The organism is Methylophaga sp. F7, assembly GCF_056863975.1.
Genome location: NZ_CM166511.1, coordinates 2144493 through 2159511, shown reverse-complemented (window position 1 = coordinate 2159511; position 15019 = coordinate 2144493). Strand labels below are relative to the sequence as shown.

Below are 15019 nucleotides of genomic sequence, written 5' to 3'. Positions count from 1 at the left end.
TTATTTTTCCAACTGGCGGGTACGTTCCACCTGTTTAACTTTGATATGAATGGCGGCTTTTGCCATCAGATGTGCGCTTACCGGTGCAGTAATAAAGAGGAAAAGCGTCACCAGGATTTCATGCAAGCTGACACCATCTGTTTTAAAACTGAAATGAATTGCCGAGGCAATCAGAATAGCTCCCACGCCAAGTGTGCTGGCCTTGGTCGGGCCATGCAAGCGCATATAAAAATCGGATAGTTTGTACAGGCCGATTGAACCCACCAGCGTGAAAAACGCACCTATTAAAATCAAGATAGCTAAGACCCATTCAAGCATAATTGCCTCTATTCCATGATATCGCCGCGCAGCAGATATTTGCTTAGCGCGAGCGTACCCATAAAACCCATTACCGCGATTAATAAAGCCGCTTCAAAATACAGAGCACTTTGCAGGTTTATACCCAGCAGAATCAGCAATGCAATGGAGTTGATGTATAAGGTATCCAAAGCCAGGATTCGGTCTGGTGTATTCGGACCAATAATCAGCCGGATAAAGCTTAGCAAAATCGCTAAACCGACCATGATGAATGCGAGTGATAAGGCCAGATTTAGCATGTGACAAATATCTCCAGCAATGGCTTCTCGAATTTGCGATGAATATCAGCTTTGATCGCTTCAACGTCATCAATATGTAGCGCATGAATCAGTAAATAGCGACGATCTTTTGAGAGATCACAACTGACCGTTCCTGGTGTTAAAGAAATGGTATTGGCTAACAGCCCGATGCCGACAGAACTGGTTAATTTCAGTTCATAATGCAGGAAGCCCGGTTTTAAATTCTTTTGAGGCCCCAGGATCAATTTGGCTACGACGGCGTTGGCTACCAGAATTTCATACAATACTCTAAGCACATAGAGCAATAACATCCATGGGTGCCGAATACTGATTTTTTCAGGCCAGTAACTGGAGGTCAGCCACGGAATTAAAATTGCCAACACTGCGCCCAGCACGATATGACCAGGGCTGATGGTGTTATTCAATAATAACCAGATACCCCACAAAATCAGCGTGAGGAATGGATGGGGAAATAGTCGCTGAAGAATCATTTGCTGTTATCTCCTCCATATGGAACTGTACTTAATACAGCATCAATATATGCCTGACCGTTGAATAACTGTCCAGCAATCTGAGTGGTCATATCAGTTAAAGGTTTAGCAAACATTACCATTAATGGACTGACCAGCATCAGCAGGAAAACAGCCACGAAAGCCGACTTATTTAAAGGACTGGTTTTTTGACCTTCTTCCTTTTGCACACTGTAAAACAATAATGAACCCGAACGGACTACCGCGATGATCATCACTAAACCGGCAGTTAATATCACGCTCAAAATGGCTGCAAACCAAGGATGGTTAAGAGCAGAATGTAAAATCATCACCTTACCGAAAAAACCCGATAACGGTGGCATACCGGTTAAGGCGATACCTAACAGCATAAACACTGAACCGACGATTATTGGCCGATCAATCGGAATGGCTTTGGTAAACGAATCGGAATAAATGCCACGGCCTTTCATAATCACATCGGCTATCAGGAACATTGCTGCACCAAGCATGGTGGAATGGATTAAGTAATACAAAGCGGCAGCAAGGGCGGCTTCATTATTGATACCGATGGCAACCATTAAGGTAGCGACTGACGCTAGTATCAAATAGGCGACCTGACGACGTAATGCACGGGCGGCCAGCACACCCAAAGCGGCCAGAGCCAATGTTATTAAACCGAGTAGCAATACCCATTCAATATGCACAAACGCTAAATCACCGGCTTCTTCGCCGAAGATCGTGCCATGGACCCGGATAATGGCGTAAAGACCAACCTTGGTCATAATCGCAAATAATGCTGCGACTGGAGCAGAGGTATAGGCATAAGCGCCGGGTAACCACAGATATAGCGGAAACATGGCAGCTTTAATACCAAAGACCACCAGTAACAAGACGGCCGCGGTGGCAACGATGCCTTGATCCGCCTCTGATACGTTTCGCACGGCGATGGCCATATCAGCAATATTCAAAGTCCCCAGAATGCCGTAAAGCGTGCCAACAGCGAACAGGAATAAAGTTGAACCTACCAGATTGATCACCACGTAATGCAGACCTGCACGGGTTCTTAAACGCCCCCCGCCATGGAGTAATAAGCCATAAGAGGCGATCAGTAGCACTTCAAAAAATACAAACAGGTTAAATACGTCGCCCGTCATAAATGCACCGTTCAGGCCGAACAGTTGCAACTGGAATAACACATGAAAATGCTGACCCTGTTTATCGGTATCGTTACGAATCGCATACCATAACGCGCCCAACGCCAGAAGGGAGGTCAGCAACAACATCAGTGCCGATAGGCGATCCAGCACAATGACAATGCCAAAAGGCGCTTGCCAGTTGCCAAGCAGCACGACTTGATAAATCTCGCTGTTGGCCAGTTGGAAGCTGACAAGGCTCACACCCACCAACAGAGTAGTTAAAATCAGACTTAAAATACGTTGTGTATCAATGCCTATGGGACGAGCCATCAGCATCAGGATGCCGCCAATTAACGGCAATAAAACCGGCAAAATAGTAAACGGACTCATGATTGGCTCCGTTCAGTTTCTGTCTTTGTAGTGTTATGTTTAGTGGCTTTCAGTTCATCATCTGAGCGATGCAAGCCATCAACATGATCATTACCCAGCTCGCTACGGGCTTTTAGAGCCAGTACGATGAGGAAAGCCGTCATACCAAATGCAATTACGATAGCCGTTAATACCAAAGCTTGAGGCAGGGGATCTGTGTAAGCTGCAGCAGCAGGATCAATAACGGCCGGGATGCCGATTTGCAAACGGCCCATGCTAAACAGAAAGACGTTTACTGCATAGGCAAGCAGAGTCAATCCCAGTACTACCGGAAAGGTTCTTGCTCTAAGTGTGAGATACACTCCGCAACCTGTCATCACGGAAATGACACTGGCAATTAGCCACTCCATTACTTGATATCCTCAACATTGATGAAATGTGCAGCATGACTCAGTTTGCCAAGCTCAACCAGAATCATAACTGTGGCGCCAACCACCACCAGAAATACCCCTAAGTCAAAGGCTATGGCACTGGCCACTTCAAATTTACCCACTACGGGCCAGTTCAGATAGGTAAACGCAGATGTCAGGAATGGATAGCTCAGTAACATGGAAACGATACCTGTACCGGTAGCGATCAATAGACCCAGCCACATTACCTGATGCATATCGGTCCGCAACCGCTCATTGGTCCAGTCGATACCGTTAGCAAGATATTGTGAAATCAATGCAACCGAAGCAATCAGGCCGGCGATAAAGCCACCACCTGGCAGGTTGTGGCCACGAAGGAATATATACACTGCAACCATCAACATTAATGGGAACAGCAGCCGGGTCAGAGTCTGCATGATCGGTGGGTGTGGATCATGACTCCATTCCAGACCTTCAACATCTTTTGCTGGTGCAGCAAGCTTGAGTCCTTCCAGCATGGCAAAGACCCCGAGACCGGCCAATGCAAGCACGACTATTTCACCTAAGGTATCAAAACCACGGAAATCAACCAGAATCACATTGACCACATTGGTACCACCACCACCCGGTTTGGCATTCTCGATAAAGAAGTTGGCAATGGAAGTATATTCACGACTCAATACAGCCATGGTCAACAGGAATACCGCAACAGCAGCAGAGATGGAAATAATTCCATCACGGCTTAAACGGATATAGCTACGTTCCTGAGGGGTGTGCTGTGGCAAAAAGAATAACGCTAACAGCAGCAACACGATGGTCACCACCTCAACAGAAAGTTGGGTCAGAGCCAAATCCGGGGCTGAGAATTTCACAAATCCCAACGCTACCACCAGACCGACCACGCCGATACTGATCAGAGAAGTCAGGCGCTGATGATGCAAAACGACTGTTAACAGGCTGGCCACAATCAACGTCAATGCCATCAGAATGGTGATGACATCGGCTTCCATTAAAGCTCTGTCACCGAATAATGGTGAGTTAAACTGGAAGAACGTCAGGATGCTGAGCACCAATGCACCGCCAATCACCCAGCTCACGGAAGGTTGTAAGGTAGTTTGATCAAAATAATCGGTTACTTTTTTGGCAAACCGGATGGTTTTCCACTGCAGCCAGTCAAACACGGCTTTACCTTCAATCCCGTGTAAACATCTGTCATGCCAGGCAAACAGACGATGTCGTACGGTATAAACCGCCACCCCTAACACCAGGGCAATAAAGCTCATCATCAATGGCAAGTTAAAGCCATGCCAGATGGCCAGACTGAATTCCGGAGCCGGGGCCTGCAGACTAGCGGCAACCGCTACAGACAGAATCGGCCCAATCAGTAACATTGGGGCTACCCCAACAATGAGACATAACACCACCAGAATATCGACGGGTATTTTCATAAAACGCGGTGGTTCATGAGGTGTTTTAGGCAAATCAATTGGTTCACCATTAAAGAACACATCGTGGATAAAGCGCAGTGAATAAGCGACCGAGAAGATAGCGGCCAGGGTGACTAATGCCGGGATGGTCCAGGCTGCCAGTGTGGTATCTGACGCGCTGATCGCCTGTTCAAAAAACATCTCTTTACTCAAAAAACCATTCAGTAATGGGACACCGGCCATTGCGGCGGCGGCGATCATGGCCAGCATTGCCGTATGCGGCATCATTTTGAATAAGCCGTTCAGTTTACGCATATCACGGCTACCGGATTCGTGGTCAATAATACCGGCGACCATAAACAGTGAACCTTTAAAGGTTGCATGATTAATGATATGAAAAATCGCTGCCACCAGTGCCATTTGGCTGCCAAAGCCGAATAACAGGGTAATAAGCCCCAGATGACTTAAGGTTGAATAGGCCAAAAGCCCTTTCAGGTCATGCTTGAATAAAGCGACATAGGCACCGATCAACAAGGTCAGCATACCGGCCGTACCGACCAGCCAGCTCCATTCCGGGGTACCCGATAAAGCCGGGAAAAAACGCGCCAGTAAAAAGATACCGGCTTTCACCATAGTGGCAGAATGCAGATAAGCTGAGACCGGGGTAGGGGCAGCCATCGCATGCGGCAGCCAGAAATGGAATGGAAACTGCGCTGATTTGGTGAATACCCCCAGCAAAATCAGTAGCAATGTCGGCAGATATAAATCATGACCTCTGATTAAATCGCCCGACGCCAGCACTTGAGTCAGTTCATAACTGCCAACAATATGGCCCAGTAATAACACGCCACCCAATAAGGCCAAACCACCTGCGCCGGTGATCGCTAAGGCCATTCTCGCACCTTGACGGGCATCCTGACGATGCTGCCAATAACTGATCAGCAGGAATGACGTTATTGAGGTGAGTTCCCAGAATACGACCAGTTGCAACAGGTTTTCAGATAATACGATGCCCAGCATAGAGCCCATAAACATCAGCATATAGGCGTAAAACCGTCCCATAGAATCTTTGGCTGAAAGATAGTAGCGAGCATAAAAAATAACAAGCAGACCGATCAGCAGAATCAGCAAGGCAAATAACAGCGCTAAGCCATCAAGCCTGAAGGCAATGTTAAAACCAATAGCTGGTAGCCATGACCATTGTTGAATGAGGGTTTCGCCAGCAAATACAGCTTGCATGGACGGGAATAGAATCGCCAACGTTAACAATGTTGTCAGTCCAGCTACCCAGGCAGAAGCCAATCGATTGTATCGGGTAGACCATGCAGCAAGTGGAGCGGCTGCAAATGGGAGGAGTGCGGCTAAGGGAAGATTAAAACTGAGTAAGCTCATGGCGGCTAATGTGATCCCTGTCGATGCTAGACGATAATCGTTTCAGCATGTGGCTTAGAATGATTAAATTTTACTCGCTGAGTTTTCAGTTATCCGTGAGAACCGAATATGTTCGGTGCTCACGGACTAATATTTTTATCGGTTATTCAGCCGAAGAGGTCATGTAGTCGACGGCAGCCTTAACTTCATCATCACTCAGTTTTGGATTGCCACCACGTGCCGGCATCATATTAAAACCGTTGATAGCATGAGTATAGAGAGTATCCATGCCTTTTTCGATACGGGGAGCCCAATCATTTGCATTACCAATTTTGGGCGAATTCATCATACCGGTTGAATGGCAGACCGCACAAACCTGAGTCACAACTTGTTTACCGACGCTAGCATCGGCAGCATCATCTGCAGCCTCAGTTTCCTCAGCTGTGGGAGCCTCTGCAACCTGTTCTTCACCAATGTTTACTTTGGCTACTGGTTTTAATCGCTCTGCAATTGCTTCAGCATCCATGGGCTCAGGTTCGACTACATTGTCGGCAATAGACAGCATATTCGACAAAATTAAATTAGCGATTAAAAACAATACCCCGACAACAATTAAACTGCCGATCAGGTACTTTGGTGTATTAGAAGATTGCATGGTTTACCTCTGACTCCATAATAGTGGCATTAATTATACGGGCATATGTTCAGCCGCGCTATGTATCAGATAGCGCTCCAAGCGTGATTTTTCCGATTGTTTGAACCAGGCTTAATAAATGATGAGCCTGATCAAGTGTTTGTGGCGTTAACTGATCAAAATGCTGCTGCGAAACAGGTTGTAACTGGTTTAAATCAGCCATCTCTGCAATACGTTGCAGAATATAGCCCTGTTGCTGAATATCAGCTGTTTTCATATTAGGACGGGTAAACATAAACTCCCATACCAGACCGGCGCTTTTGTTTTTTAACAGGTTCAAATCCACTGGTTGCTGGAAGCTGACCACGAGGGCGATTAACCCTTGAGGTGCAATCAGTTCAACCATTTGCGGGTAGTAATAATCACTGTCATTCAGACACAGAATATAATCTGCAGCTGGCAAATTTGCTGCCTGATAATTATCTTTCAACTCACCTTTGTGACTAATCACCACATCCGCACCTAATTTTTTACACCATTTTTGTGTTTCTGGCCGTGATGCCGTGGCAACCACCTTGAGGCTGGTGAGTTGTTTTGCCAGCTGAATCGCCATCGATCCGACACCACCGGCAGCGCCAATAATTAATAAGGTTTTATCGCTATCTTTTTCTGCATCAATTTTCAGTCGATCAAACAGCGACTCCCAAGCTGTCAAAGCTGTGAGTGGTAACGCAGCTGCCTGATGGGGCTGCAATGATTTTGGCGCTTTGGCAATAATCCGTGAATCCACCAGTTGATGAGTTGCGTAACAGCCATCACGGCCAATATCACCGGCATAGAAGACTTTATCCCCCACCTGAAAGTTCTGACATTGTTCGCCAACGTCAGTGATGATTCCAGCAGCATCCCAACCGATGGTTTTGCCATTGGAGGCATCCTGAATAGTTGATTTCACTTTCAGATCCACCGGATTAACCGCGACAGCTTCTACTGAGACCACAACATCGTAACCCGTGGCTTTGGGCATTTCTTTTTGAACACGTTGGGCGGGGCCGGTTGCATGGTGAAATTGTAATGCTTGCATAACTATTTCTCCGTTAAGCGTTGAAGTGCATTGAGATAAGCGGTTTCGGATGGCGGTTGTTGGTTTTGCTGGGCCAACCACAACTGTTCTGCCAGACAGTCAACCATCATATGCTGTGCTTTATGCTCATCAGCCGTTTGGGCGATTAGCCGCTGATAGGCCTGTACGATTCCGGCTGGACGATCAGTGGAAAGCTGTTCAAGCACCGCAATATGCAGGCCCATATGCAGATAGGGGTTGGTCTGCCCATTTTCCACAAAATACTCCTGACCGGGTTGAATCGGGGAGGAGAGCAGGTTGTGATATTCCGGATGTAACACAATCACATCGGCAATCATTTGTTCGAGCGCGGTAAGTATTTGTCCGGATTGCATTTTTTGCCATACATCATGGTATTGCTGGCGTAACGCATCACGATCCTGACTGAAAATGGCCATCAGGCTGTTTTCCGCTGGCGTTGAGTACGCCGGTATTCATCACATAAATCGGTAACGATGCATTGATCACAATGCGGTTTTCTGGCGGTACAAACATAGCGGCCATGCAGGATCAGCCAGTGATGGGCATCAAGTTTGAATTCGTCCGGGATCACCTTCATCAATCGATCTTCAACTTCACGGACATTTTTGCCTTTCGCCAGACCGGTTCGGTTCGACAGTCGAAAGATATGCGTATCCACGGCCATGACCGGATGTTTAAAAACGGTGTTGAGAATAACATTGGCGGTTTTACGGCCGACGCCGGGTAGTGCTTCCAGCGCTTCGCGATCATCTGGTACTTCACCACCATGTTTGTCGATTAACTGCTGGCAGGTTTTGATGACGTTTTCCGCTTTGCTGTTAAACAGTCCGATGGTTTTGATATAGCTTTTCAAACCATCCAGACCCAAGTCCAGAATGGCCTGGGGTGTGTTGGCCACCGGGTAGAGTTTATCGGTAGCTTTATTGACGCCGACATCGGTTGCCTGCGCGGACAGGATCACGGCGATCAATAATTCAAACGGCGTCTTGTAGTTCAGCTCGGTAGTGGGCGATGGGTTGTGATCGCGCAGTCTGCTGAAAAATTGTTGCCGCTGCGTTTGATTCATCGTTAGCCTGTGGTGGTTTGCGGAGTCAGTACTTCAGCTTTCACTTTCTCGGTCCGATTCGCCACACGGGCATCAATTGCATTTTTCAATGCCACGATAAGTCCCAGACCAATAAAGGCGCCAGGTGGCAAAATCGCAATAAGAAATCCACGATAATCATCGATGACGGTAATGGTTAAACCACGTGCAGCCTCACCAAACATTAAATGTGCCTGACTGAATAAGGTGCCCTGGCCAAGCAGTTCTCGCATACCACCCAGCAGTACCAGCACGGCGGTAAAACCGATACCCATCATCAAACCGTCAAGTAATGACGGGGTAACAGGATTACGTGCAGCAAAGGCTTCTGCCCGGGCAATAATCGAACAATTGGTGACAATTAACGGAATGAAAATACCCAGGATCAGGTAAAGCTCATGGAACCAGGCGTTCATTGATAATTCAATGGCCGTTACAATTGACGCAATGATTAAGACAAACACCGGTAATCGTGCTTCATCGGGAATCTGGTGGCGCAGCATGGAAATAATACCGTTAGAAGCCACTAATGTCAGGATGGTGGCAAGTCCCAGCCCCAGGCCATTGATGACGGTGTTGGTCACTGCAAGCAATGGACATAAACCCAATAATTGCACTAAAGCCGGATTATTTTTCCACAGACCTTCTTTAATAATCTGATTGTAGATTGTCATGTGTTTTCCTCTGCCGGGATAAACAACTTACCCTTATTTGCTTCAAAAAATTCCAGTGTACGCTTAATGGCATTGACTACGGCACGTGCAGTAATCGTCGCACCGGTAAATTGATCAAACTCACCGCCATCTTTTTTAACTTTCCAACGTGATTCATCCGGTGATTCCAGTGATAGTCCGGCAAATTGCAGGATCCAGTCATCACGTTGCACATCAATTTTATCGCCGAGACCAGGTGTTTCCTTATGGCTGATAACCCGAACTCCCGCCAGCGTGCCATCCGTGTATATGGCAATCAGAATTTTGATACTGCCACTGTAACCATCAGGAGCCACAGCGGTTAATACTGCTGCCACGGGATGACCGTTTTTTCTGGCTCGGTAAACAACGGTTGGCTCCTCGGTACCTAATTGCGGCGTCGGCGGTAACACGAGAGTGTCACTCAGGATATTATTGTCATATTCTTGTTTAGGCACCAGCACATTTATCGCTTCGAGTAGGGCCTGACGTTCATTTTCTCTGATCTGTTCGCGAGTACTTTCTTCAGTAAAAGCAACCAGAGTGGTGGCCACAATAGCAAACACAGCCAGCATCAGCCCAACTCGAAATGCCGGTTGATTCCATAATGCTTTCATCGTGTTGCTCCACCATATACACGTGGTTGAGTGTAATAGTCGATTAACGGTACCAGCATATTCATCAAAATAACGGCAAAGGCAACGCCATCCGGATAGCCGCCCCAGATACGAATCACATAGGTCAGAATGCCAACGCCGGCACCAAATACAATACGACCTTTCAAGGTGGTAGAACCCGAGACCGGATCGGTCGCAATAAAGAATGCCCCCAGCATGGTGCCACCACTGAGTAAATGAAATAATGGTGACCCTGACACAGTGGGGTCAATTAACGTGGTAATACTACTGATGATAAGCAAAGCCAGAATCATGGCGACAGGAACATGCCAGCTAATGACTTTGCGGTAAATTAACCAGATACCACCCAAAGCAAACCAGATATTGATCCATTCCCAGCCCAGCCCACCGGCCATGCCGAACAATTCCTGACTACTGATAAATTCAGGATGTCGATCCAATACAATCTGGGTTTTCATTGCATCAAGTGGTGTTGCACCTGAATAAGCATCAATGCCCAAACCATTAAACTGACCGGTAAAAATTAATTGCAGGGCACTTAACCATCCCATTGGTTGCTCAGCCATCGACTGCACGGGTAACCAGGTGGTCATTTCCAGCGGAAAAGAAATCAAAAGCAAAACATAACCAACCATCGCCGGATTAAACGGGTTATAACCCAGACCACCATAAAGGTGCTTGGCGAAGATAATGGCAAAGGTCACACCAATTACCGTCATCCACCATGGCGAAAGTGGCGGGATAGCTAATGCCAGTAAAATAGCAGTTACCGCAGCGCTGCCGTCACTCAGGAAAGGCTTTAATGGCCGATGACGAAGTTTAAGCATCACCGCTTCGCTGATCAGGGCAACCACCACAGCAAGGGTGACATTAATCAGCACACCGGGACCGAAATAATATGTCATAGCGATTACTGCTGGTACCAGTGCGACAAGCACTTGCAGCATTTGTAAGGTGACGCGGTTAGCTCCAGCTAAAAACGGTGGGCTCAGCCGAAAAATGGGCATCAGGCTTTTTCCTCATTAACCGAATCTGCTGATTCTGCGTTTGTGGTGGATTCTTCTTCTTTGGCTTTGGCTGCTTTGGAAGCCGCCAACGCAGCTTTACGCTGCCGCTGCCGCTCTTCTTTTTCCTGCTTTTCGCGTTCCAGTCTGGCCAAACGGCTTTCATGACGCTCACGAGCCAGATCAGCTTTTTGCTGTTCACGTTGCTGATTCATGATTTCGGTTTTGGAAAACCGGAAGTAGGAGACCAGCGGAATTTTGCTGGGACATACATAATCACAGCAACCGCATTCAATACAATCAAATAAATTGTAATTACGGGTTTGTTCAAAATCTTTGGCGCGTGAATACCAGTAAAGCTGTTGTGGTAACAAACTGGCAGGGCAGACGTCTGCACAATCACCACAACGAATACACGGTAACGGCTGAGCAGGTGGGGCAACATCATCCACCCCGACCAGAATACAGTTGGCGGTTTTGGTGATAGGTAAATCATCACCAGCCAAGCTGTAACCCATCATCGGCCCACCCTGAATAAAGGGCTCATCGGGTTGACGTTTGGTTTCACAAAAATCCAGTAAATCTTTGATCGGAGTACCAAATAATGTTTCAAAATTACCGGCGTGAGGGACATCAGTACCGGTAACCGTCACGACTCTTGAAATCAGCGGTTCACCATGCAGAATCGCACGACCCACAGCATAGGCCGTCCCCGGGTTATGACAGACGATCCCAATATCAATCGGTAATTTATTGGTAGGAACCTGTTTGCCGGTGACCACCTGAATCAACTGCTTTTCGCCACCGGTTGGATAACGGGTCGGCACAATGACAATTTCGGTTTGCGATAAATGCGGTCTGCCGGTCAGGGCATAGCGTATTGCCGCAATCGCCTCAGGTTTATTATCTTCAATCGCCAGAATACAGCGGGAAGCTCGCAGCGCAAATAACATGATCTCGACACCATCAAGAATGCCATCGGCACGTTCACGCATCAGCATGTCATCACAGGTGATGTAGGGTTCGCACTCAGCACCATTTATCAATAAGGTTTCGACAGTATGGTGTACACCCGGATTGAGTTTTATAAAGCTGGGGAAACCGGCTCCACCTAAACCGACAATGCCTGCATCACGAATAATCTGCCGTAACTCATGTGCGGAGTGTTGACGGAAATCGGCTATTTGCTGGCGTTCAATCCACCGATCTTCACCATCGGTTTCGATGGTAATACAAGGTGCTGAAAGCCCGGAAGGATGCGGAATAGCATGTTCTCCAATGGCGCTGACCACACCAGAGGTGGGAGCATGCAGACATACTGAAACATGTCCTTCCGCTCTGGCGATACGCTGGCCTTTTAATACGTTATCGCCAACTTCGACAATGGGCACGGCCGCTGCACCGATATGCTGTTGCAGGGGCAATACCAATTGTTTGCTCAATGGTGTTTTGCGAATCGGTTGCTGCGTAGAACGTTTTTTATGTCCTGGCAGTTTCAGTCCACCGGGGAAATTGCTTAACGGTGCACTCATGAGCCGGTCCTCCGTTGCAAATCAACATGGGAAGGATCCGGCCAGCGCCAGGTATGTGGATTTGGTTGGGTTTCGACCATATCAATACAATCTACCGGACAAGGTTCAACACATAATTCACAGCCGGTGCATTCATCAGCGATAACGGTATGCATATGTTTGGCTGCACCCAGAATGGCATCTACCGGGCAGGCCTGGATACACAGCGTACAACCAATGCAACGATCTTCATCTATTACGGCCAGTGTCTTGGGTTTTTCCACACCACATTCTTCATCCAGTGGTTTGGGTTCTACATCCAGCAGATCGGCCAGCGCCTGAATAGTGGTTTCACCGCCCGGGGGACAACGATTGATATCAACTTCACCGGCAGCAATCGCTTCAGCATACGGGCGACACCCGGCAAAACTGCATTGTCCGCATTGTGTCTGTGGCAGGATTTTATCGATTTGATCAACAATTGGATCACCCTCGACTTTGAAGCGGATTGAAGCAAATCCGAGTACAAGTCCAAGGACCAACGCGAGCAGCGTGATGGCAATGATGGCTGTCAGCATACGTTAGACCTTCACCAATCCGGCAAAGCCCATAAAGGCCATCGACATCAGTCCGGCTGTGATCAGCCCGATTGCGGCACCCTGAAAAGGGACAGGCACATCAGCGGCGGCCAAACGTTCACGCATTGCTGCGAAAATGATTAAGACCATTGAAAAGCCGACAGCAGCTCCGAAGCCATACAAAGCAGACTCAAGGAAGCCATGTTTTTCCTGAACATTAAGCAGTGCAACACCTAATACGGCACAGTTAGTGGTAATCAACGGGAGAAAAATACCCAGCACCTGATACAGCAGAGGGCTGGTTTTATGCACCACCATTTCAGTGAACTGTACGACGACTGCAATGACAAAAATAAAGCTGATGGTGCGCAGGAATTCAAGGCCCAGCGGAGACAAAAGATATTCATTTATCAAATAGCTGCTGATAGAAGATAAGGTCAACACAAAGGTGGTTGCCAGTGCCATGCCCATTGCTGTTTCCAGCTTACGGGAAACACCCATGAACGGACACAGGCCAAGGAATTTCACCAGCACAATGTTGTTCACCAGAATGGTGCTTATCAAAATTAGGGCATAGTCAGCCATTTAATAACCTACTGATTTTCTCAGGAATTCACTTGGATTCACGCTTAATCCTGATTCAAATATAAATTACGAACCGAATAGTATAGCTTAATAACGCTTTTTATGTAGCGTTGCGATAGAGGTTAAGGCTTGATGTTGAAGGACTTAGGACCGTTGCAACGAGTTTGCAATCTGACCATGAAACGCAGCAAAGATTCCATTGTTTGATCTTTCATCTCCGCCTTGCCGGTCACAAAAATAGCCGCCAGCAGTGGTGGATATGAAAGATCAACAAGCCCTAAGCAGCAGCGGAATTCTTGCGACGCTGTCTGACTGCAGCTGCTAATTCACGTAACAGTGGCTCACTGTTCTCCCAAGCCATACAAGCATCCGTAATACTTTGGCCGTAAACCAGTTCTTTATCCGCTTCGACATTCTGTCTACCTGCCACCAGATTGCTTTCCAGCATCAAACCGATAATACGATTATCACCAGAGGCAATTTGTTCAGCCAGCAATCGACCAACAACTTCCTGCTGCAGGTGATCCTTACCACTATTGGCATGACTGCAATCAACCATCATGCGAACCGGCTGACCGCTACGGCCAATGACTTCGGCTGCCTCATCAATACTGGTTTGATCATAATTAGGTTTTTTCCCGCCGCGGAGAATGACATGGCAGTCGGGGTTTCCCGTGGTAGAGAATATAGCGGAATGTCCGTCTTTGGTCAGAGACATAAAGTGATGGGGTTTTGATGCTGATAGACAGGCATCTACTGCGATTTGCAATCCACCGTCAGTAGCATTTTTAAATCCGACCGGGCAGGATAAACCCGATGCAAGTTCTCGATGAGCCTGACTTTCAGTAGTGCGTGCGCCGATAGCACCCCATGAAACCAAATCTGCAATGTATTGTGGACTGATCAGATCCAGATATTCGGTTGCCGCCGGCACTCCCATTTCTGCCAAATCCAGTAATAGTTTTCGCGCGATGTGCAGACCATCATTGATTTGGAAACTGCCATCAAGGTAGGGATCGTTAATCAGACCCTTCCAACCGACAACGGAACGTGGCTTTTCAAAATAAACGCGCATGATGATATGCAGATCATCAGCCAGTTCATGAATCAACGGCTGTAAACGGCTGGCATAGTCACGTGCCGCATTGGGATCGTGAATAGAGCAGGGACCAATAATAACTATCAGACGATCATCACGGTGATGCAGAATGTTCTGACAGGCTGTGCGTGCGTTAAACACAGTTTCAGATGCCGCATCCGAGATCGGTAATTGTTCATGCAATTGCGCTGGCGGTAATACTTCCTGTATTCCAACGATGCGTAAGTCATCTGTGTTGTAACGCATTTTCAACCTGATTTGTGTTCAAAAAAATAATCGGCAATTGTAA

The 15019-nt window shown here is 47.4% G+C and carries 17 protein-coding genes; all 17 read right to left on the bottom strand.

Annotated features, from left to right (window positions below):
- Positions 1-318 carry a Na+/H+ antiporter subunit G gene (locus AC08OG_RS10825; RefSeq protein ID WP_292354027.1) on the bottom strand — a complete coding sequence of 106 codons (318 nt, stop codon included), beginning with the start codon at positions 316-318 and terminating at the stop codon, positions 1-3.
- Positions 319-326: 8 nt separating this feature from the next.
- Positions 327-596 (bottom strand): K+/H+ antiporter subunit F, encoded by a 270-nt coding sequence (locus AC08OG_RS10820; protein ID WP_292354030.1) that lies wholly within the window; start codon positions 594-596, stop codon positions 327-329.
- A complete protein-coding gene (locus AC08OG_RS10815; protein ID WP_292399638.1) occupies positions 590-1087 on the bottom strand; it encodes a Na+/H+ antiporter subunit E in 498 nt (165 codons plus the stop codon). Before AC08OG_RS10815 ends, AC08OG_RS10820 begins: the two co-directional genes overlap by 7 nt.
- The gene (locus AC08OG_RS10810; protein ID WP_292354034.1) at positions 1084-2613 is read right to left on the bottom strand and encodes a monovalent cation/H+ antiporter subunit D; all 1530 of its coding nucleotides are present in this window, start codon (positions 2611-2613) and stop codon (positions 1084-1086) included. The genes AC08OG_RS10815 and AC08OG_RS10810 overlap by 4 nt, the downstream gene beginning before the upstream one ends.
- Complete coding sequence (locus AC08OG_RS10805) at positions 2610-3002, bottom strand: Na+/H+ antiporter subunit C (RefSeq protein WP_292354036.1); 393 nt, start codon at positions 3000-3002, stop codon at positions 2610-2612. The genes AC08OG_RS10810 and AC08OG_RS10805 overlap by 4 nt, the downstream gene beginning before the upstream one ends.
- Positions 3002-5821 (bottom strand): monovalent cation/H+ antiporter subunit A, encoded by a 2820-nt coding sequence (locus AC08OG_RS10800; RefSeq protein ID WP_482929492.1) that lies wholly within the window; start codon positions 5819-5821, stop codon positions 3002-3004. The genes AC08OG_RS10805 and AC08OG_RS10800 overlap by 1 nt, the downstream gene beginning before the upstream one ends.
- 142 nt (positions 5822-5963) lie before the next feature.
- Positions 5964-6455 (bottom strand): c-type cytochrome, encoded by a 492-nt coding sequence (locus AC08OG_RS10795; RefSeq protein ID WP_292354040.1) that lies wholly within the window; start codon positions 6453-6455, stop codon positions 5964-5966.
- 58 nt (positions 6456-6513) lie between these two features.
- Positions 6514-7518: a zinc-binding alcohol dehydrogenase family protein gene (locus AC08OG_RS10790; protein WP_482929491.1), complete on the bottom strand. Its 1005-nt coding sequence runs from the start codon at positions 7516-7518 to the stop codon at positions 6514-6516.
- A gap of 2 nt (positions 7519-7520) precedes the next feature.
- On the bottom strand, positions 7521-7955 hold the full coding sequence (locus tag AC08OG_RS10785; protein WP_292354044.1) for a DUF1841 family protein: 435 nt from the start codon (positions 7953-7955) through the stop codon (positions 7521-7523).
- Entirely contained in the window at positions 7955-8605 is a 651-nt protein-coding gene (gene nth / locus AC08OG_RS10780) for an endonuclease III (RefSeq protein WP_292354045.1), read from the bottom strand. The genes AC08OG_RS10785 and nth overlap by 1 nt, the downstream gene beginning before the upstream one ends.
- Before the next feature lie 2 nt (positions 8606-8607).
- Positions 8608-9297 carry an electron transport complex subunit E gene (locus tag AC08OG_RS10775; RefSeq protein ID WP_292354047.1) on the bottom strand — a complete coding sequence of 230 codons (690 nt, stop codon included), beginning with the start codon at positions 9295-9297 and terminating at the stop codon, positions 8608-8610.
- Entirely contained in the window at positions 9294-9932 is a 639-nt protein-coding gene (rsxG, locus tag AC08OG_RS10770; protein ID WP_292399623.1) for an electron transport complex subunit RsxG, read from the bottom strand. Before rsxG ends, AC08OG_RS10775 begins: the two co-directional genes overlap by 4 nt.
- Positions 9929-10960, bottom strand: coding sequence for an electron transport complex subunit RsxD (gene rsxD / locus AC08OG_RS10765; protein ID WP_482929490.1), 1032 nt, complete (start codon positions 10958-10960; stop codon positions 9929-9931). The genes rsxG and rsxD overlap by 4 nt, the downstream gene beginning before the upstream one ends.
- Positions 10960-12489, bottom strand: coding sequence for an electron transport complex subunit RsxC (gene rsxC, locus AC08OG_RS10760; protein WP_482929489.1), 1530 nt, complete (start codon positions 12487-12489; stop codon positions 10960-10962). Before rsxC ends, rsxD begins: the two co-directional genes overlap by 1 nt.
- The gene (gene rsxB / locus AC08OG_RS10755) at positions 12486-13046 is read right to left on the bottom strand and encodes an electron transport complex subunit RsxB (protein ID WP_292354055.1); all 561 of its coding nucleotides are present in this window, start codon (positions 13044-13046) and stop codon (positions 12486-12488) included. The genes rsxC and rsxB overlap by 4 nt, the downstream gene beginning before the upstream one ends.
- Before the next feature lie 3 nt (positions 13047-13049).
- Complete coding sequence (gene rsxA, locus AC08OG_RS10750; protein WP_226072788.1) at positions 13050-13631, bottom strand: electron transport complex subunit RsxA; 582 nt, start codon at positions 13629-13631, stop codon at positions 13050-13052.
- Positions 13632-13908: 277 nt separating this feature from the next.
- Positions 13909-14976: a 3-deoxy-7-phosphoheptulonate synthase gene (locus tag AC08OG_RS10745; protein WP_292354059.1), complete on the bottom strand. Its 1068-nt coding sequence runs from the start codon at positions 14974-14976 to the stop codon at positions 13909-13911.
- Between the last annotated feature and the right edge of the window lie 43 nt (positions 14977-15019).